Annotated in this window: 15 protein-coding genes; 10 read left to right on the forward strand and 5 right to left on the reverse strand. The window is 57.7% G+C overall.

The window, feature by feature from the left end; translation table 11 throughout:
* Positions 1-84: 84 nt before the first annotated feature.
* The 3 genes from QOL84_RS05775 (at position 85) to QOL84_RS05785 (ending at position 4,443) form a co-directional block, all read left to right on the forward strand.
* Positions 85-1,140: a tetratricopeptide repeat protein gene (locus QOL84_RS05775; RefSeq protein WP_283436530.1), complete on the forward strand. Its 1,056-nt coding sequence runs from the start codon at positions 85-87 to the stop codon at positions 1,138-1,140.
* 133 nt (positions 1,141-1,273) lie between these two features.
* A complete protein-coding gene (locus tag QOL84_RS05780) occupies positions 1,274-2,776 on the forward strand; it encodes an ATPase domain-containing protein (protein WP_283436531.1) in 1,503 nt (500 codons plus the stop codon).
* Positions 2,773-4,443, forward strand: a complete 1,671-nt coding sequence (locus tag QOL84_RS05785; RefSeq protein WP_283436532.1) for an ATP-binding protein — start codon at positions 2,773-2,775, stop codon at positions 4,441-4,443. Before QOL84_RS05780 ends, QOL84_RS05785 begins: the two co-directional genes overlap by 4 nt.
* Before the next feature lie 106 nt (positions 4,444-4,549).
* Here QOL84_RS05785 and QOL84_RS05790 read toward each other — a convergent pair whose 3' ends face one another.
* Genes QOL84_RS05790 through QOL84_RS05810 form a run of 5 tightly spaced genes read right to left on the reverse strand, consistent with a single transcriptional unit; the run spans position 4,550 to position 11,094 of the window.
* Positions 4,550-4,927: a response regulator gene (locus tag QOL84_RS05790; RefSeq protein WP_283436533.1), complete on the reverse strand. Its 378-nt coding sequence runs from the start codon at positions 4,925-4,927 to the stop codon at positions 4,550-4,552.
* Between the two features lie 44 nt (positions 4,928-4,971).
* Positions 4,972-6,186 carry a hybrid sensor histidine kinase/response regulator gene (locus tag QOL84_RS05795; RefSeq protein ID WP_129393703.1) on the reverse strand — a complete coding sequence of 405 codons (1,215 nt, stop codon included), beginning with the start codon at positions 6,184-6,186 and terminating at the stop codon, positions 4,972-4,974.
* Positions 6,180-6,773 (reverse strand): chemotaxis protein CheB, encoded by a 594-nt coding sequence (locus QOL84_RS05800; protein ID WP_129393701.1) that lies wholly within the window; start codon positions 6,771-6,773, stop codon positions 6,180-6,182. Before QOL84_RS05800 ends, QOL84_RS05795 begins: the two co-directional genes overlap by 7 nt.
* Positions 6,770-7,603, reverse strand: a complete 834-nt coding sequence (locus tag QOL84_RS05805) for a CheR family methyltransferase (RefSeq protein ID WP_129393699.1) — start codon at positions 7,601-7,603, stop codon at positions 6,770-6,772. The genes QOL84_RS05800 and QOL84_RS05805 overlap by 4 nt, the downstream gene beginning before the upstream one ends.
* Positions 7,603-11,094 carry a response regulator gene (locus tag QOL84_RS05810; protein WP_283436534.1) on the reverse strand — a complete coding sequence of 1,164 codons (3,492 nt, stop codon included), beginning with the start codon at positions 11,092-11,094 and terminating at the stop codon, positions 7,603-7,605. Before QOL84_RS05810 ends, QOL84_RS05805 begins: the two co-directional genes overlap by 1 nt.
* 264 nt (positions 11,095-11,358) lie before the next feature.
* On the opposite strand from QOL84_RS05810, the gene QOL84_RS05815 reads away from it, so the two are divergent.
* The 7 genes from QOL84_RS05815 to QOL84_RS05845 all read left to right on the forward strand — a co-directional run bounded on the left by QOL84_RS05815 (position 11,359) and on the right by QOL84_RS05845 (position 18,949).
* The gene (locus QOL84_RS05815; RefSeq protein WP_283438627.1) at positions 11,359-11,721 is read left to right on the forward strand and encodes a response regulator; all 363 of its coding nucleotides are present in this window, start codon (positions 11,359-11,361) and stop codon (positions 11,719-11,721) included.
* A gap of 125 nt (positions 11,722-11,846) precedes the next feature.
* Positions 11,847-13,151 carry a glycosyltransferase gene (locus QOL84_RS05820; RefSeq protein ID WP_283436535.1) on the forward strand — a complete coding sequence of 435 codons (1,305 nt, stop codon included), beginning with the start codon at positions 11,847-11,849 and terminating at the stop codon, positions 13,149-13,151.
* 139 nt (positions 13,152-13,290) lie between these two features.
* Positions 13,291-14,157 carry a phosphatidylinositol-specific phospholipase C domain-containing protein gene (locus QOL84_RS05825; protein WP_283436536.1) on the forward strand — a complete coding sequence of 289 codons (867 nt, stop codon included), beginning with the start codon at positions 13,291-13,293 and terminating at the stop codon, positions 14,155-14,157.
* 197 nt (positions 14,158-14,354) lie between these two features.
* Positions 14,355-15,233, forward strand: a complete 879-nt coding sequence (locus tag QOL84_RS05830) for a phosphatidylinositol-specific phospholipase C domain-containing protein (protein WP_129393691.1) — start codon at positions 14,355-14,357, stop codon at positions 15,231-15,233.
* A 78-nt stretch (positions 15,234-15,311) separates the two neighbouring features.
* Positions 15,312-16,217 (forward strand): AraC family transcriptional regulator, encoded by a 906-nt coding sequence (locus QOL84_RS05835; RefSeq protein WP_283436537.1) that lies wholly within the window; start codon positions 15,312-15,314, stop codon positions 16,215-16,217.
* 339 nt (positions 16,218-16,556) lie between these two features.
* Complete coding sequence (locus tag QOL84_RS05840) at positions 16,557-17,867, forward strand: ABC transporter substrate-binding protein (RefSeq protein ID WP_129393686.1); 1,311 nt, start codon at positions 16,557-16,559, stop codon at positions 17,865-17,867.
* A 155-nt stretch (positions 17,868-18,022) separates the two neighbouring features.
* Positions 18,023-18,949: a carbohydrate ABC transporter permease gene (locus QOL84_RS05845; protein ID WP_129393684.1), complete on the forward strand. Its 927-nt coding sequence runs from the start codon at positions 18,023-18,025 to the stop codon at positions 18,947-18,949.
* The last annotated feature ends 1 nt before the right edge of the window (position 18,950 follow it).

Genomic DNA, 18,950 nt, shown 5'->3' on the forward strand with positions numbered 1-18,950 from the left:
TTCGCATGCACGGGGTTTGACTCGCGGCCCGAGCTGACCGAAGCTTGCCGCTCTGCTCAAGTACGCACGCTTCCGGAACCCTGCATGCCTCAGTCCCGCCGCTTTCTGCTCATCGGCCTTGGCCTCGTACTCGTCATCCTCGTCGGCTGGTTGTCCCTGCGCAGCACTGCACCGGTGGTGCCCGAAGCGATCAAACATGGCTATAGCGAAGCATTGGCCGCCGCCCGCGCCGGCCAGCCGGGCGCCGCACGTCAGTTGTATCAGCAATTGGGCCGACCGGATCTGTCGGTAAAACGCCGCGTCTGGTTGCATGCCGAACTGCCCAACTACCCAAGCCCGCAGGCGTTGAAACTGGCCGACGCGGACCTGCAGAACGAAGCGCCCGAAGTACGCTTGGCGGCGATCAGAAGTCTGGTTGGACTGATACCGGGTGGGCAACGCAGCCTGTTGCTCGGGCCGTTGCTCGATGATGAAGACCAAACCGTGCGATTTGCCGCGATCAACGCCCTGCTCGGCTTGTCTCCAGATGAGCTCGGCTTGTATTTTGCGCCGTTGCAACAGGCCATCGATGGCTGGGAGCAGGCGCTAAAGGATCAGCCGCCGAGCGCCGCCGCTTACGCGCAACTGGCGCGCCTCTACATACACAACGCCGAACTCAAGCAGGCGCAGGAAGCACTGGACAACACCTTGCGTATCGAACCGGGTAATTTTCCGGCACTGGTCATGCAGATCGATGTACTCGACCGCCAGGGCCAGAGCGATGCCGCCCGGCAATTGCTCGCGCAACAACTCAAGGCCCAGCCAGATTCGGCGTATCTGCAACATGCCTTGGGGCTGTGGCTGCTGCACCATAACCAACGCGAATACGCCTTGCTCGGTTTGTCCAAAGCGGTCGAACTCGAGCCCGACAACAAGGACTACCGCTACGACCTCGCCACGACCCTGCACAGCGCCGAAGAACTGGAAGCGGCGCAGAAGCAATTGCAGGACATCGTCCAGCGCCATCCGGCCGACCGCAAGGCGCGGGTGTTGCTGATCAATTACTGGAAGGAAAGCGGCCAACTGCAAAACGTGCAGATTCTGCTGGCGCAGCTCGAACAGCTGAATCCGGATGACCCGGCGTTGCAGCAAGGCCTCTGAACCACAAGCAACTGTTCTCCCGACACATTCCGCAAGAAAATGCGGAACTGCCATCACGGCAACGGGTCAAGTAATTCAGGCCGCGCTAATTTTTTCAGCGACCTCGATTCCCGTAGTCATGAGAGGGCATTTTTTGTCTACATCCAACGAGTTTATCAGTGCGAAAGCTGCCACCGGCATTGTAGGTCTGGACGATATCCTGGCCGGTGGATTGTCTCGCGGGCATGTGTTTTTGCTTGAGGGTGAACCCGGTACAGGCAAAACCACTGTCGCCTTGCACTTCCTCCGGGCGGGCTCCGTTGCCGGCGAACGCACCCTGTACATCACGCTGTCGGAAACCGAGCGTGAATTGCGCCAGGGCGCCGCATCGCATGGCTGGGAACTGGACGAGAATATCGAGATTTTCGAGCTGACGCCCCCGGAAAGCCTGCTCAACGCCGAGCATCAGCAGAGCTTGCTCTACTCTTCCGATCTGGAATTGGGTGAAGCGACCAAGCAGATTTTCGAGGCCGTCGAACGCGTCAAACCGACCCGCGTGGTTCTCGACAGCCTGTCGGAGATTCGCCTGCTGGCGCAAAGCTCATTGCGCTATCGCCGGCAGATTCTGGCGATCAAGCATTACTTCGTACGCTACAACGCCACGGTTCTGCTGCTCGACGACCTCACCACCGAATCACTCGACAAGACCGTGCACAGCGTCGCTCACGGGGTGATCCGCCTCGAAGAACTGACGCCCAACTACGGCGCCGAACGTCGGCGTGTGCGGGTTGTGAAATACCGTGGCCAGAAGTATCGCGGCGGTTTCCATGACTTCACCATCATGGGCGACGGCGTGCATGTGTTCCCACGTTTGGTGGCGGCGGAACATCGCGGCGACTACGCGCGCCTGCAATTGACCAGCGGCATCCCGGAAATGGATGCGCTGCTCGGCGGCGGCATCGAAACCGGTTCCAGCACGCTGATTCTCGGCCCTGCCGGTACCGGCAAGTCATTGATCTCGATGGTCTTCGCCGCTGCCGCCGTGCAACGCGGCGAAAAGGCTGCACTGTTTATTTTCGATGAAGAACTGGGCTTGCTGTTCGAGCGCATGAAGAACATCGGCATTGATCTCAAGGCCCTGCAAGACACCGGCAATCTGCTGATCGAGCAGGTCGACGCCGCCGAGCTTTCGCCCGGCGAGTTCTCGCATCGCGTGCGCCGCTGCGTCGATGAAGGCCAGATCAAAACCGTGGTGATCGACAGCATCAACGGTTATCAGGCAGCGATGCCGGAAGAAAACGCCCTCGTACTGCACATGCACGAACTGCTGCTGTACCTTAACCGCAAAGGCGCGGCGACTTTCATGACCGTCGCCCAGCATGGTCTGGTTGGCGACATGCAGGCGCCGGTCGACATTACTTACCTGGCCGACACGGTGATTCTGTTGCGTTATTTCGAAGCACTGGGCAAGGTTCGCCGGGCCATTTCCATCATCAAGAAACGCACCGGCAGCCACGAATCGACGATTCGCGAATACCGCATTTCGACGCAAGGCATGACCATCGGTGAACCATTGGAGGCCTTTCAGGGCGTGTTGCGCGGCGTACCGACCTACCTCGGCGCAAGCAAGCCGTTGCTTCAGGAAGAAACCTTGTGACGGTTTCGGTGCCGCTGGCCGAACGGGCGCTGATTCTGGCGCCCGTGGGTCGCGACAGCCAGATTGCGCTGATGATTCTCAACGAGGCCGGTTATGGCGGCCTGGTCACGCCAGGGCTGGACAGGTTGTGCACCGAGCTGGAACTCGGCGCAGGCTTGTTGCTGATCTCTGCCGAAGCCTTGCGCGGTCCGGAACTCGAAGCACTATTTATGCATCTGGAGCAGCAGCCGGCTTGGTCGGATCTGCCGATCGTGCTGCTCACCCATCACGGCGGACAGGAACAAGGTCCCTCCTCGCAACTGAGCAATCTGCTCGGCAACGTGACCTTTCTTGAACGCCCGTTTCACCCGGCGACACTGGTCAGCCTGGTCTCCGCCGCCTTGCGTGGGCGACGACGACAATACGAAGCCCGCGACCGTTTGATCGACCTCAGCGAAAGCGAACGACGTCTGCAATCGACGCTGGAAACCCTTGAGCAACAAGTCGAAGAACGCACCGCGCAATTGCGCCATAACGAAGAAGCATTGCGCCAGTCGCAGAAAATGGAAGCGGTCGGCCAGCTCACGGGCGGCATCGCACACGACTTCAACAACATGCTGACCGGGATTATCGGCAGCCTGGAATTGTTGCGCCGGCGTCTGGCTCGTGGGCGCACGGATGACCTCGATAGCCTGATCGACCTTGGCGTGACCTCAGCCAACCGCGCTGCCAGCCTGACCCACCGACTACTGGCGTTTTCCCGCCGGCAGTCGCTCGACTCCAAAGCCGTACAGATGAATACCCTGGTGCTGTCGATGGGCGAACTGCTGGAACGCAGTCTCAATGAAAGCATCCATCTGGACATGCGCCTGAACGATAAATTGTGGGTCGCCGAGGCCGATCCCAATCAACTGGAAAGCGCCCTGCTCAACCTCGTGATCAACGCCCGCGACGCCATGCCCGAGGGCGGCAAACTGGTGGTGGAAACCAGCAATCAGGTGCTGCAGAGCGAATTCACCGAGGCCTACAGCAACCTCGAACCGGGCGATTACGTGATGCTCAGCGTCACCGACAACGGCAGCGGCATGCCGCAAAGTGTGATCAATCGTGCCTTCGATCCATTTTTCACCACCAAGCCGATCGGCCAGGGCACGGGGTTGGGCCTGTCGATGATCTACGGTTTCAGCAAGCAGTCGCGCGGGCATGTGTCGATCGACAGCGAAATCGATCAGGGCACCACCGTCAGACTGTATCTGCCGCGTTTTCGCGGCGAAGAAGATGAGCAACCGGTCGCTGATAGCGGGCAAACCCCGTATGCAATGGATGGCGAAACCGTATTGATTGTCGAAGACGATCCTGCTGTGCGCGTGTTGGTCAGCGGCGTGCTCAGTGAGTTGGGCTATGCGTTTGTCGAAGCCAGTGATGCCGACGGCGCGGTGCCGATTCTCAACTCGACGCAACGGATTGATCTGCTGATCAGTGATGTCGGTCTGCCCGGCATGAACGGCCGGCAATTGGCCGAAGTCGGGCGCCAGTACCGGCCTGGTCTGAAGGTGTTATTCATCACCGGTTACGCCGAGCATGCGGCGGTACGCGGCGGCTTTCTCGACCCGGGCATGCAGATGATCACCAAGCCCTTCACTTTCGACCTTCTCACTGCGAAGGTCCGCGAAATGATCAAAAGCTAACCCCAGACAACCCTGTAGGAGCTGCCGCAGGCTGCGATCTTTTGATCTTGTCTTTTAAAAACAAAGTCAAAAGATCGCAGCCTGCGGCAGCTCCTACAGGTTGGGGTCAGGCCAGCAGTTCCTGGATTTTTTCCTGCAACACGTCCAGATCAAAGGGCTTTTCGAGGATCGGCGCCTTGAGGGTGATCGGGCTGCCGGTCTCGCGGATTTCCTGCGGATAACCGCTGATGAAAATCACCTTGAGATCAGGTCGCAACTTCACCGCAGGTTCGGCGATCTGCACGCCAGAGATGCCGCCAGGCAAACGGAAATCGGTGATCAACACGTCCAGATGCGGCTTGCTCGCCAGAATTTCGAAAGCCTGCTCGCCGCTTTCCGCCTGCAACACACGATAGCCCTGCCCTGACAAAAAATCGCTCAGGACCATCAAGATAACCGGTTCGTCCTCGACGACGAGTACTACATCTTGCGCATCTACGCTCATGGGAAGCCTTTGTTCGGTCAATAGCTGCTGATACGACCGTGCGGTCACTCAGAGGTTGCGTCGGATTTGCCGTTTTCCTGGATCGGCAGACAAACGCGAAACAGGGCGCCTTCGTTGATTTCACTCTCGACGACGATGGAGCCGCCATGGGCGGCGACGATCTGCTCGGAAATGAACAGACCCAGCCCGAGGCCGGCGACTACCGTCTTGGCGGAAACCCGTTCGAACTGTTGGAAAATACGTTTCTGGTTCTCGGCGCTGATGCCGATACCACGATCCTGCACCTCGACCCGCGCCTCGTTGCCTTCGCGATAAACCCGTACCTGGATCGGGCTCCGACCGCCATAGCGCAGGGCGTTGGTCAGCAAGTTGGAGATCACTTGCTCGATACGGAATTCGTCCCAATGACCTTCCACGGGCTCTGTCGCGGTAAAGGAGACTTCGGTTTCCGCCGCCTCGATCTGTTGCGCAAAGTTCTGCAGCAGATGGCTGACCAGTTGCACCAGATCGAAACGGCTCGGCCGGATCGACAGTTTGCCGGTGCGAATGCGGGAAACGTCGAGCATGTCTTCGATCAGACGGATCAGGCTTTTGATCTGACGCTCATCGCGATCGACCATGGCGTGCATCTTGTCGAGGGTGAACGCGGCGGCGTTATCCCGCGCCAGGTGCATCTTGCGCAATTGGGTTTCGAGTATCAGGCCGTTGAGCGGCGTGCGCACTTCGTGGGCGACGATTGACATGAAGTCGTCGCGCATACGTACCGCTTGCTCCAGCTCCAGCTGGGTGCTCTGCAATTGTTGCAGCAGCGCTTCCTGCTCGCGTCGGGCCTGCTCCAGTGCTTCGACCTGTTGCTTCATGGCCTTGCTCTGACGGAACAGATCGACAAAGACGTTGACCTTGCTCTTCACCGCGTGGATATCCAGCGGCTTGTGCAGGAAATCCACCGCGCCGCTTTCGTAACCCTTGAACGCGTAGTTCAGTTCACGGCCGGCGGCGCTGACGAAGATGATCGGGATGTTCTTGGTTTTCTCGGTGCCACGCATCAACTCGGCGAGTTCGAAGCCGTTCATGCCCGGCATCTGTACGTCGAGGATGGCCATGGCGAATTCGTGCTGCAACAGCAGCGACAGGGCTTCGTCCGCCGACAACGCCTTATAGACGGTGCGATCTTCGCGTTTGATCAGCGCTTCGAGCGCCAGCAGGTTCTCGGGCAGATCGTCGACGATCAGCAATTTGGCTTGAATATTACTCAGCATGCGATTCGTTCCAGCTCGACTAGCAGACGGCCGATGCCGTGAATGGGTAAGACATGATCCGGCTGCTGAACGTTCAGCGCCGCCAGAGGCATGGTGGCGACCTGGGCGTCGCCGGGATCCTGCACGATGGTCAACCCGCCAAAGTGTTTGACCTCTGCCAGACCGCGCGCACCATCCTGATTGGCACCGGTCAGCAAAATGGCCGCCAACGCTGATCCGTAAACGTGGGCAGCGGACTCAAACAGGAAATCGATTGAAGGCCGCGAATAATGCACGCGGTCTTCAAGGCTCAACGACAGGCTGCGATCCTGCTCTACCGACAGGTGATAACCGGGCGTGGCGAAATACACGGTGCCGGCTTCGATGTCCTGTTTATCCGAGGCTTCGGCCACCGGCAATGCCAGCCTGCGCGCGAACACTTCGGCCAACTGACTGCGGCGATCATCCGGCAAATGCAGAACGATAATGATCGGCAGCACAAAGCCCTGGCGCAACGGACTCAGCAGCGCCAACAAGGCCTCGACGCCACCGGCTGAGGCGCCCATCACAATGGCCTCGATTCGAGGCAATTCCGCAGTCTCGTTCATAATTTGCGGTAGATCCGTTCCTGTTTCACCAGCGGTTCGAACTGGTTGGCATAGCTGGAAAAATCCAGCGTCTCTTTGCTGCCAAGCACCAGAAAGCCGCGATGACACAGCGACTCATGAAACAGTCCGAAGGCGCGATCCTGAAGCTTTTTATTGAAGTAAATCAATACGTTACGACATGAAATTAAATTTGTTTCGGAGAATACACTGTCGGTCGCCAGACTGTGATCGGCGAACGTCACGTTCTCGCACAGGCTCTTGTCGAAAATCGCGTACCCATAAGCTGCTGTGTAGTAATCGGCGAACGAGCGCTGACCACCGGCCTGCTGGTAGTTGGCGGTGTAGGCCCGCACATTCTCCATCGAGAAAATCCCCTGTTTCGCCTTGTCCAGCGAACGCGGATTGATGTCGGTGGCGTAGATGATCGTGCGGTCGAGCAGGCCTTCTTCACGCAGCAGAATGGCCATCGAATAGACCTCCTCACCCGTGCTGCAACCAGCGATCCAGATCTTCAGCGATGGATACGTGCGCAGCAACGGCACCACTTCCTGGCGAATCGCGAGGAAGTGCGACGGATCGCGAAACATCTCGCTGACAGGGATCGTCAGCAATTGCAGGAGCTGCATGAACGCGGTCGGGTCATGCAGGACTTTCTCCTGCAATGCCGAAATCGTCGCGCACTCAAACTGCCCCAGCGCATGCTGCACCCGGCGCTTGATCGAGGCGCCGGAATAATCGCGAAAATCGTAGCTGTACTTGAGGTAGATAGCCTCGATCAGCAAGCGCAATTCGATTTCGGTATTTCGTTCAACGGGACTACTGCGTTCCACTAAATGCGTTCCATCTTCGGTAACCACACGCGAATCAGCGAGAACAGGCGATCCAGGTCGATGGGCTTGGCCAGGTAATCGTTGGCGCCCGCTTGCAAGCAGCGCTCCTGATCATCCTTCATGGCCTTGGCCGTCACCGCGATGATCGGCAGCTTGCGCCAGCGCGGATCCTTGCGGATTTCAATGGTGGCTTCGAAACCATCCATTTCCGGCATCATCACGTCCATCAGCACCAGGTCGATGTCCTCGACTTCATTGAGTTTTTCAATCGCCTCACGACCGTTCCGGCCGATCACCACGACTGCGCCCTTGGTCTCCAGTGCACTGGTCAGAGCGAAGATGTTGCGCACATCGTCGTCGACCAGCAGCACTTTGCGACCCTCGAAGACCTTGTCGCGGCTGCGCGCGGTCTTGAGCATCTTCTGCCGTTCATGGGACAACTGCGATTCGACTTTGTGCAGAAAGAGTGTGACCTCGTCCAGCAAACGCTCTGGCGAACGCGCGCCCTTGATGATGATCGAGCGCGAGTACTTGCGCAGATCGGTCTCTTCATCGCGGGTCAGGTTGCGCCCGGTGTAAACGATCACCGGCGGGAACGAGCAGATGTCTTCGGTAGACATGCGCTTGAGCAGATCGTTGCCGAGCATGTCAGGCAGTTTCAAGTCGATGATCATGCAGTCGTAAATCGTCGTGCGCAGCTTGTCCAGAGCATCCTGGGCGAGACCGACTGCGGTAATTTCAATGTCTTCGTCGCCGATCAGACGCGCGATGCTTTCGCGCTGCAAGTCGTCGTCTTCGACCAGCAGAATGCGTTTGACCTTCTGTGTCAGCTTGGCTTCGAGACGGGCGAACACATCCTTGAGCTCCTCGCGCGTCGTCGGTTTGACCGCGTAACCGATAGCGCCCATGTGCATGGCTGCTTCGACCCGATCTTCGACCGAAATCACGTGCACCGGGATGTGCCGGGTTTCAGCATGTTCTTTCAGGCGCTGCAACACAGTGAGACCGGAATGGTCGGGCAGGCGCATGTCGAGCAGGATCGCGTCAGGAATGAATTCCCGCGCGAGGTCATAACCTTCGTCCGCGCCATGGGCGACCAGGCATTGATAGCCGAGTTCATGCGCCAGATCGTAGAGGATGTGCGCAAAGTTCGGCTCATCTTCCACCACGAGGATGCAACGCGTGGCGAACGGGGCCTTGTCGCGGTCATCGGCGAAACGCGGGATGTGTACCGGGGCCAGCGGAGAAACCATCGCCGCAGGTACAACGGCCGCAGCCTGTGGCGGCGGGGTAAACGTCAACGGCGCAGTCGATACCTCACCGGATTCGTTGTACTGCTGCGGCATCAGCAACGTAAACACACTGCCCTGCCCCGGCGTGCTGGTGACGCTGATCGAGCCGCCCAGCAGTGTCGCCAGATCACGCGAGATCGACAGGCCCAGACCCGTTCCGCCGTATTTGCGATTGGTGGTGCCATCGGCCTGACGGAAGGCTTCGAAGATGCTTTCCTGTTGATCGGCGGCAATACCGATCCCGGAATCGCGCACGACGAACGCCACGCAGTCGTTCGGCTGGCCACTGATGGTCAGGCTGACGGTGCCTTGCTCGGTGAACTTCACCGCGTTGGACAACAGGTTCTTGATTACCTGCTCAAGGCGCTGGCGGTCAGTGAACATCGTCGCCGGTGTGCCCGGCAGCAAATCGACACTGAAAGTCAGGCGCTTGTCCGCCGCCATCGGTTCGAATACGCCGCGCAAGCCATCGGCAAGACGCGCCACGCTGGTGTTCTCGGCGATCACCTCAAGCTTGCCGGCCTCGACCTTGGAGATATCGAGAATGTCGTTGATCAGGTTGAGCAAATCATTACCGGCGGAATAAATCGACTCGGCAAACTTGACCTGCTCGGCGCTGAGGTTGTCCTGCGGGTTCTCGGCGAGCAGCTTGGCAAGAATCAACGAGCTGTTCAGCGGCGTGCGCAGCTCATGCGACATGTTGGCGAGGAATTCGGATTTGTACTTGCTCGAACGCTGCAACTCTTCGGCACGCTCCTCAAGTTGCACCTGAACCTGATTCAGTTCGGTGTTCTTCAGGTCCATGGCGTCGCGCTGTTCGGCCAGGGTTTGCGCCTGCTCGGCGAGTTGTTCGTTGGTCTGCTCCAGCTCGACTTGCTGGGTTTCCAGATGCGCCTGGGATTCCTTGAGAATCCGCGACTGTTCTTCCAGTTCTTCGTTGGCGGTTTTCAGCTCTTCCTGCTGCACCTGCAACTCTTCGTTGAGCTGCTGGGTTTCGGCGAGCACTTCCTGCAACCGCTGGCGGTAGCGCGCGGCTTCGATCGACGTGCCGATATTGCCGGCAATCAGTTCCAGCAGTTCGATATCGCGATCGCTGAGCGGGCGCAGGAAACCCAGTTCGATCACACCGTTGACCCGGTCGTCATCGCTGGTCGGCACCACCAACACACTGTGCGGCAGACCTTCGCCGAGACCGGAGCTGACTTTGAAATAATCCGCCGGAACCGCATCGAGGCGAATCAGACGTGCCTGCTGCGCGACCTGGCCGACGATGCCTTCACCGCTGTAGATCGACTGATCCTGTTCTTCCTGCTCGCGGGAGAACCCGTAAGTCGCTACACGTTTCAGACCACCGTGTTCTTCGCGCACGTACAACGCCGCGACAGCGGTGCCGAGGTATTGCGCGCAGAACTGCAGAATGTTGCGCCCCAACAGGTTCAGCGTCAGTTGCCCCAGCACTTGTTCGGCCAATTGAGTCTGACCGTTGCGCAACCAAGCCTGCTGCTCCAGACGCAGGGCGCTGGCGTCTTGTGCGGCGAGCGTTGCGCCGTAGCTTTGCGACAGGTTGACCAGATCGCGCCGGCCAATATAGGCGAGCAAACCGCTGATACCGGCAATGAACAGCAAGTACAGGCTGATGCTCCAGATCGTCGTGCGGCGTACATCTTCGTTACGCGTGGTGCGCAGCACTTGCTCGGTTTCGATGACATCTTCGAACTGTTTGCGGATTTCATCCGTCAGGCGCTTGCCACGCCCGGCCTTCACGGCAGCCTTGTAGTCACCGCTGGAGCGCTGCAGGTCGATCATCGACTGCGCGTAGTTCGCCCATTCGGTCTGCAATGCCTGCAGACGGCGCAGACGATCGGTTTGCACCGGGTTGTCGGCGGTCAGCTCAAGCAACGTATTGAGGGCTACGGTAATGCGTGGTTTGGCGGTTTCGTACGGGTCGAGAAAGTGCTCGTCACCGCTGAGCAGAAAACCGCGCATGCCGGTTTCCAGATCGACGGTGAGTTTCACTGCTTCATTGGCGTTATTGATCACCCGATCGGTGTGCTCGACCCATTGGATCACCGACAGCAAATAGGTAATCAGCGACACAAAGAACACGGCACTGAGCACGCCTACGCCCAAGGGCAGACTGATGTTGCGACTCAGGAGTTTACGAAACCGCTGTTCATCAACTGAAGACGAAGAGGACATGGGGCAGCCTTGTCGATCGGGTGAAAAACAGGGAGTTTGCCCCAAAATGGCGGCATGGATCCATTTTTCCTACAGATTTAGCAGGATTTTCCCACTTTTGCCTGCACCCCGGTACGTGCCAACAGTTATCCTTGCCCGCCCCAACTGCAGCTAAGCTTTTTTGTGTCAGTTCGGGAACTTGTGGCCATGCGCTACTTACTCATGCAAGAGCCCGGCACATTCGACCGGCCGAAACCCCGCGTTAATTTCTTGAGAGCCTTCAATATGTCCACCCCAGCGTTCACCATCCTTGTAGTAGAAGACGACGACATCGTGCGCATGCTCATCGTCGATGTGCTTGAGGAGCTGGAGTTCAAGGTGCTGGAGGCTGATGGCAGCGAGCAGGCATTAGAGGTGTTGCAGGACCACTCCATAACAATCGACCTGATGATGACCGATGTCGGTCTGCCCGGCATGGATGGCCGTGAACTGGCCACCGAGGCTCGAAAGCTGCGCCCAGCTCTGCCCGTCCTGTTCGCCAGCGGCTATGCCGAAACCATCGATGTGCCTGCGGACATGCACGTCATTGGCAAACCGTTTTCCATTGATCAACTGCGCGACAAGGTCAAAGGCATTCTCGCCAACTGATTTTTTTACCCAGACACCTCCAGATCATTAGCCGTTGCACGAGTCTGGATCGACTGGTCGATCTGCGGCTTGTGGTCTAATTGCGCGCCTGTTTTGCCCTGCCCGTTTTCAAGGAACATCTGCTCATGAACACATCCCCTGTCACCAAAGTCCTGGTCATCGGCTACGTCTGGCCCGAACCACGCTCTTCGGCAGCCAGTGGGCATGTCATGCAAATCCTCGAAACGTTTCTTGAGCAAGGCTGGAACATCACCGTCAGCAGCCCGGCAGGTCCCGGCGAACACAAGGCTGACCTGAGCGCTCTGGGCATTCGTGAAGTGCCGATCGAACTCAACAACAGCAGCTTCGACGCCTTCATCAGTGAACTGGCGCCGGGCATCGTGCTGTTCGATCAATTCATGATGGAAGAGCAGTTTGGCTGGCGGGTCGAGAAACACTGCCCGCAAGCCCTGCGCGTGCTGGAAACCTCCGATCTGCAAAGCCTGCGATTCGCTCGCCAGCAGCGCCTCAAGGAGCGCTTGAAGGACGATCCCGACAACCAGGATTTCACCGCGTTGTTCGCGCCGGCGTTGCGTGAGGAATTCGAATTGATGGCCGACAGCGACCTCGCCAAGCGTGAGATCGCCGCGCTGTATCGATGCGACCTCAACTTGATGATTTCGCAGGTCGAGATCCAACTGCTGGTCGAAGAGTTCGGCCTGCCGGGTGCGCTGCTGCATTGGTGCCCGTTGATGATCGACCTGCCGACAGCCGAGCCGCGCACTTTCGCCGAGCGCGCGCATTTCCTCAGCATCGGCAATTTCCGCCACGCACCTAACTGGGATGCGGTGCTCTGGATGAAAACCACGATCTGGCCGTTGATCCGCGCGCAACTGCCGCAAGCGCAGTTGCACATCTATGGCGCCTACACCCCGCCCAAGGCCACGGCCCTGCACAATCCGGCGCAAGGTTTTCATGTAATGAACTGGGCCGAAGATGCCTTGCAAGTCATGTCCGCCGCGCGGGTTTGCCTGGCGCCGCTGCGCTTTGGTGCCGGCATCAAGGGCAAGATTGTCGATGCCATGCTCTGCGCAACACCGTCCGTGACCACACCGATCGGTGCGGAAGCCATGCACGGCGGCCTGCCGTGGCCCGGTGCAATCAGCTGCAGCGCAGAGGACTTCGCCAATAATGCCGTGCAACTTTATCGGGATGAACAGCGCTGGGAAGAGGCCCGCCAGGCAGGTCAGTCGTTGTTGAGCGAGCGTTACCGCAAGTCAGTACATGGCCCGGCACTGATCGACAAGTTGCGGGACTGTCTGGAAAACCTGGCTCAGTCAAGAAAATCAAACTTCACTGGAAGCATGTTGCGCCACCACCATCACAAAAGTACTCAGTACATGGCGCAATGGATCGAAGCCAAGAATCGCAACACCCTGGATAAAGACTGACTGATAAGAAACTCCAGAATACATATATCCAGCATCAACTAATACATTGATTAACACCCCTGACTTCAATTAAAAACAAGTGACTTGCCTAATTAAATCGCAAGCCACTTATTTAATGATTATCACAGGGACGTTTATCATGAGCACCGCGACCAGCAGTAACTATTCACTCACTAACTGGATGAGTGCCAACAGCGCCATTGATGTTTTACCGTTATATAAACTGACCCTGCCTGGCACTCATAACGCCGGTTGCGACTGGAAGGCTTCGTATGCCCTGATTCCGGGAGCGCACTGGGTGGCGTGTCAGCACAGGTCGTTTTATGATCAGTTGACTAATGGCGCCAGAGCCCTGGATTTGCGGCTCACCTATCAAAACAGCGGTGTGGGACTTAACAAATTTCGCTTCCAGCACAATGGCTTCTTGTCTTCGCGCTCGCTTGTACAGCTGATCACCGATATTGAGCGTTTCCTCTCAGAGTACCCCGACGAGTTCATTGTTCTCGACTTCCATGAAATGAAAGACGGAGACCGCCCCTTTGACTTTGCATGGTTCAACGACATGTTCATTAAACTGCTGGGCAACAGGATCATCCCTACCAGCAATGACGGCCTGAACCTGCAACAATTAAAGAGCATAAGCCGCACACAAAGAATCCTGATTCACGCAACACAGCACAATGAACTGGACCGAAAATACTTCAACCCGAAGCTCCACCATCAATGGATTGGAACGCAAACTCCGAGTGCCAGCGACCTGCATAAATTCATCGCCGAAACAATGTCTTCTCCGCCCTTCCGATATGCACCATGGTCGCTGTCGGCGACCAGTTACGCGGCGTTGGGTGGCCCGGTCGACATTCATACCGAGCTGGATCGCTGGTTTGACCCCGCCAACAGTGACTGGCTGCAAAACTGCAATGTCGTCAACGTCGACTTCATCGAAGAGTCCCGACTGGTTGCGTTTTGCATCAGCGCAAACCTGAACAAAGTGCGACGCGGCTAAGTGTTACTGTCGAGTGCCATTCATTGGCTATTTTTTAGCAGATATTGCGGCGTCTGGTAATGTTCCTCGGTGTTTGTATGCTGTATTCGAGATTTCCCGACAATCGGTGAAACTGGACGGTGCCACCTGCGCGGTACCCGATATTTCAATGCATCGCCCAAGGATGGGGCGATAAATGACGACAAGGAGTTGTCACGATGAACAGCGCCACCGCAACACTCGACAAGCAGACCTGGATGAGCCACGTACTGGATATCGACCAGCTGAAACTGACCGATATTGTCTGGCCCGGCACGCATAACAGCGGCATGGATAAAAAGGCGCCCAACTACGAGGTGATTGTTGGCAACTGGACGACTTGCCAGAACGATTCATTCGCCTGGCAACTGGACAACGGCGCCCGCGCATTCGACATACGCCTCGGTTGCACTGCCGGGCCAGAGCGCCCGCTGTATTACTTTCATCACAATGGCTTCCAGTCTCATCGCGTCCTCGAGGAATTGGTCGAGGCGGTCGACGACTTCCTTGATCGAAACCCCGACGAATTCATCGTGCTGGACTTTCATCAATTGGGTGATGGAAACAAGCCTTTCGATCGGCAACGTCTGAGTGACTTTATGCTCAATCGCCTCGGTTCGCGGCTGATTCCCCATATGGATTCGATGAGTACGATAGGTCAGCTGAAACGCAGCAGTAAAAAGCGCCGCATCGTCATGGCCGCGCCCTACTCGCCAGTGCAGGACAGAAACTATTTCTGGTCGCAGATCCCGCACAAGTGGAACAAAAGAGTCTTTACCGACACCGCAGCGCTCGAACTGCATATCGGCAAATCGCTTGAGGGCACACCCCATGAAACGTTTATCTGGTCGTTGCCGGCCACCTGCTATTCGCTGCTGGGAGGCCCCAGCGGCATCAAGAAACAAATCAATGACTGGTTTCACTCGAGCCGAGGCTGGGTCACACGTTGCAGCATCATCAGCACCGACTTTTTTGATGAATCCGAGATCGTCCGCAACTGCTGGGTCGCCAACAGCATGAAGGCGGTTTATGGACGCGCTTTGTATCAAACGAGCTGAAACGCTTCCTCGAACGCTGGCACAGCGCGGGCAGAAAGGGGCATGATCGCCAGGCGATAACAATAAAAGCGTCCTGACATGAGCCGAACAGCCCGAGTAACCGATCCTTCTTACGAGTTGATGGATGACCATAACGGGTTATCCATCATCTACCGCCAGCACGGTTTCCCGTGCCCGCTGGTGCGCTGGCACTTCCATAAGGAGTACGAGCTGCACCTGATCGTCGCGAGTTCGGGCAAAGTGTTCATTGGCGATTACATCGGCAACTTCTATCCGGAAACGCTGTTTCTCACCGGCCCCAATCTGCCGCACAACTGGATCAGTCAGGTTGCCGGGGATGAGGTCGTCGAGAAACGCGACATGCTGGTCAATTTCACCGATGAACTGTTCGAGGGTGGCCATCAGGTCTTCGCCGAGCTGAAGTCCCTCGCACCGTTGCTGGAGCGTGCGCAGTACGGCATCGAGTTTCGCTGCAAACACACCATTCGCCAGGCCATGACGCTGATGCAGCGTATTGCCGACTCAAAAGGCATCACCCGGCTCGGGCATTTTTTCATCCTGATGGAGCTGCTCGCGGCCAGCGATGATTTTCAGCTTCTGTCCGGCGCGACCACTCCGCAGCTCGCCGACGAGCACAACATCGACCGGACCAACCGCGCGGTCGATTACATATTTAGCCATTACGCCCGCGACATATCGCTGGAGGAAGTTGCCGAGCACCTGGGCATGACGCCGACCTATTTCAGTCGCGTGTTCAAGCAAGCCACCGGGCGTAACTTCATCGAATTCGTCAATCGCCTGCGTATCAGCAAATCCTGCGAGCTTTTGGCCGATGGCGACAAACCGGTGACCGACGTGTGTTTCGAGTCGGGCTTCAACAATATTTCCAATTTCAACCGGCGCTTTCAGCAGCTCAAAGGCATGACGCCGTCGCACTATCGTCGCCTGGCGGTGCAGCGCCTGACCGAGCAAAACCACGGCTAACCCCGACTAACCTGTGGGAGCGAGCCTGCTCGCGAAAGCGGTGTGTCAGCGGTAGATTCGTCAACTGATCCCACCCTTTCGCGAGCAGGCTCGCTCCCACAAAGTACATTGCAACATCTGAAACCTGTACACATCCGATCGCCCAGCACCGCTGAAAACCCCTTCCCTGCGTTTACCCCGCCAAACCCCAGTGCAAAAAAGTATCGATAAAAGTGCTAGGGATGATTTGTCAGTCCTGCGATTGAAGGCTGTAATCAGTGCACATTCTTCCTGCACAGGAAGACACAAAAACAATAACTGTCCTTCTGCCTCTCACTGGGTGCAGAAAAGGAGTGCACGATGCAACCCACTGCAAAAGCTCTGCTCGCCCTCACCTGCATGACCCTCAGCAGCGTCAGCCTTGGCGCCCAGACCCTGACCATCGCCACCGTCAACAACAGCGACATGATTCGCATGCAAAAGCTCTCGAAAACCTTCGAGACCGAGCATCCGGACATCAAGCTCAATTGGGTGGTGCTCGAAGAAAACGTCCTGCGCCAACGCCTGACCACCGACATCGCCACTCAGGGCGGCCAGTTCGACGTGTTGACCATCGGCATGTACGAAGCGGCACTGTGGGGCGCCAAGGGCTGGCTGGAACCAATGAAGGATCTGCCGGCCAGTTACGCCCTCGACGACGTGTTTCCGTCGGTGCGTGAAGGCCTGTCGGTGAAAGGTTCGCTGTATGCGCTGCCGTTCTACGCGGAAAGCTCGATCACTTACTACCGCACCGACCTGTTCAAGGATGCCGGGCTGAGCATGCCGGAGCGTCCGACCTGGGAAGAAATCGCCGGGTTCGCAGAGAAACTTACCAACAAAGACAAAGAACAGTACGGCATCTGCCTGCGTGGCAAGGCGGGCTGGGGCGAAAACATGGCGCTGATCAGTACCGTCGCCAACGCCTACGGCGCGCGCTGGTTCGATGAAAAATGGCAGCCGGAATTCAACGGCCCCGAGTGGAAAAATGCGCTGAACTTCTACGTCGACACCATGAAGAAATCCGGCCCGCCGGGTGCATCGAGCAACGGTTTCAACGAAAACCTTGCGCTGTTCAACAGCGGCAAGTGCGCGATCTGGGTCGACGCCAGCGTCGCCGGCTCGTTCGTTACCGACAAGACTCAAAGCAAGGTTGCCGATCACGTCGGCTTCACTTTCGCGCCGCATCAGGTTACCGACAAAGGCTCGGCCTGGCTGTATTCGTGGGCGCTGGCGATTCCGACCAGCTCCAAGGCCAAAGACGCCGCCAAAGAGTTCAGTGCCTGGGCAACGTCCAAAGAATACGGCGAACTGGTGGCCAAGACCGACGGCATCGCCAACGTGCCACCGGGCACTCGCGCGTCGACCTACAGCGATGCGTACATGAAGGCGGCGCCGTTCGCCAAGGTCACGCTGGAATCGCTGAAAGCCGTTGACCCGAGCAAACCGACGCTGAAACCGGTGCCGTACATTGGCATTCAATTGGTGACCATTCCTGAGTTCCAGGCGGTTGGCACCCAGGTTGGCAAGCTGTTCTCGGCGGCGCTGATCGGCCAGACCACGGTGGATCAAGCCCTGGCCGCCGCGCAGCAGACCACCGAACGCGAGATGAAGCGCGCCGGTTATCCCAAGTAACCGCTGAACGACTTGCTCCTGCCTCCTGTGGGAGCGAGCCTGCTCGCGAAGGGTTCGTGCCAGCCAATACACATGGCACTGATCCAGCGCTTTCGCGAGCAAGCCCGCTCCCACATGGGATCTCCATAGGTCTGTATGACTCGGTTGTGATCGCCATGAATACTTCAACTGCCAAAGCCCACCTCGACCTGTCCCAGCCACAGCGCAAAAGCCGTGTGCGCAACCCCGGCTGGTTTCTGGTCAGCCCATCGGTCGCCCTGTTGCTGCTGTGGATGATCGTGCCGCTGGGCATGACCATCTACTTTTCGATGATCCGCTACAACCTGCTCTACCCTGGCGAAAACCAGTTCGTCGGGCTGGAGAACTTCACTTACTTCCTGACCGACTCGGGCTTCCTGCCCGGCGCCACCAATACATTGTTGCTGGTCGGCAGCGTGTTGCTGATCAGCGTGGTATTCGGCGTGTTGATCAGTGCGTTGCTGGAGGCCAGCGAGTTCCTCGGTCGCGGCATCGTGCGGGTCATGCTGATCTCGCCGTTCTTCATCATGCCGACCGTAGGCGCGCTGATCTGGAAGAACCTGATTTTCCATCCGGTCTCCGGAATCCTTGCCTACCTCTGGAAACTGTTCGGCGCGCAACCGGTGGACTGGCTCGCCCACTACCCGTTGCTGTCGATCATCATCATTGTTTCGTGGCAATGGCTGCCCTTCGCGATTCTGATCCTGATGACCGCCATGCAGTCGCTGGACCAGGAGCAAAAAGAAGCCGCACGCCTCGACGGTGCCGGCCCGATCGCGATTTTCTGGCACCTGACCCTGCCCCATCTGGCCAGGCCGATTGCCGTAGTGGTGATGATCGAAACGATCTTCCTGCTGTCGGTGTTCGCCGAGATTTTCACCACCACCAACGGTGGCCCCGGCTACGCCTCGACCAACCTCGCCTACCTGATCTACAACCAGGCGCTGGTGCAGTTCGACGTCGGCATGGCCTCGGCGGGCGGCTTGATTGCCGTGGTCATCGCCAACGTCGCCGCGATCATTCTGGTGCGGATGATCGGCAAAAACCTGACTGACAAAGCCTGAG

The sequence above is a fragment of the Pseudomonas helmanticensis genome (genome assembly GCF_900182985.1).
GTDB lineage: Bacteria > Pseudomonadota > Gammaproteobacteria > Pseudomonadales > Pseudomonadaceae > Aquipseudomonas > Aquipseudomonas helmanticensis.

Bases quoted from the DNA above. Each gene is read 5' to 3' on its own strand.
- QOL84_RS05790 (WP_283436533.1), bottom strand. From the start codon at position 4,927: ATGAGCGTAGATGCGCAAGATGTAGTACTCGTCGTCGAGGACGAACCG.
- QOL84_RS05800 (WP_129393701.1), bottom strand. From the start codon at position 6,773: ATGAACGAGACTGCGGAATTGCCTCGAATCGAGGCCATTGTGATGGGC.
- QOL84_RS05820 (WP_283436535.1), top strand. From the start codon at position 11,847: ATGAACACATCCCCTGTCACCAAAGTCCTGGTCATCGGCTACGTCTGG.
- QOL84_RS05835 (WP_283436537.1), top strand. From the start codon at position 15,312: ATGAGCCGAACAGCCCGAGTAACCGATCCTTCTTACGAGTTGATGGAT.
- QOL84_RS05795 (WP_129393703.1), bottom strand. From the start codon at position 6,186: ATGCTGAGTAATATTCAAGCCAAATTGCTGATCGTCGACGATCTGCCC.
- QOL84_RS05825 (WP_283436536.1), top strand. From the start codon at position 13,291: ATGAGCACCGCGACCAGCAGTAACTATTCACTCACTAACTGGATGAGT.
- QOL84_RS05810 (WP_283436534.1), bottom strand. From the start codon at position 11,094: ATGTCCTCTTCGTCTTCAGTTGATGAACAGCGGTTTCGTAAACTCCTG.
- QOL84_RS05815 (WP_283438627.1), top strand. From the start codon at position 11,359: ATGTCCACCCCAGCGTTCACCATCCTTGTAGTAGAAGACGACGACATC.
- QOL84_RS05845 (WP_129393684.1), top strand. From the start codon at position 18,023: ATGAATACTTCAACTGCCAAAGCCCACCTCGACCTGTCCCAGCCACAG.
- QOL84_RS05840 (WP_129393686.1), top strand. From the start codon at position 16,557: ATGCAACCCACTGCAAAAGCTCTGCTCGCCCTCACCTGCATGACCCTC.
- QOL84_RS05775 (WP_283436530.1), top strand. From the start codon at position 85: ATGCCTCAGTCCCGCCGCTTTCTGCTCATCGGCCTTGGCCTCGTACTC.
- QOL84_RS05830 (WP_129393691.1), top strand. From the start codon at position 14,355: ATGAACAGCGCCACCGCAACACTCGACAAGCAGACCTGGATGAGCCAC.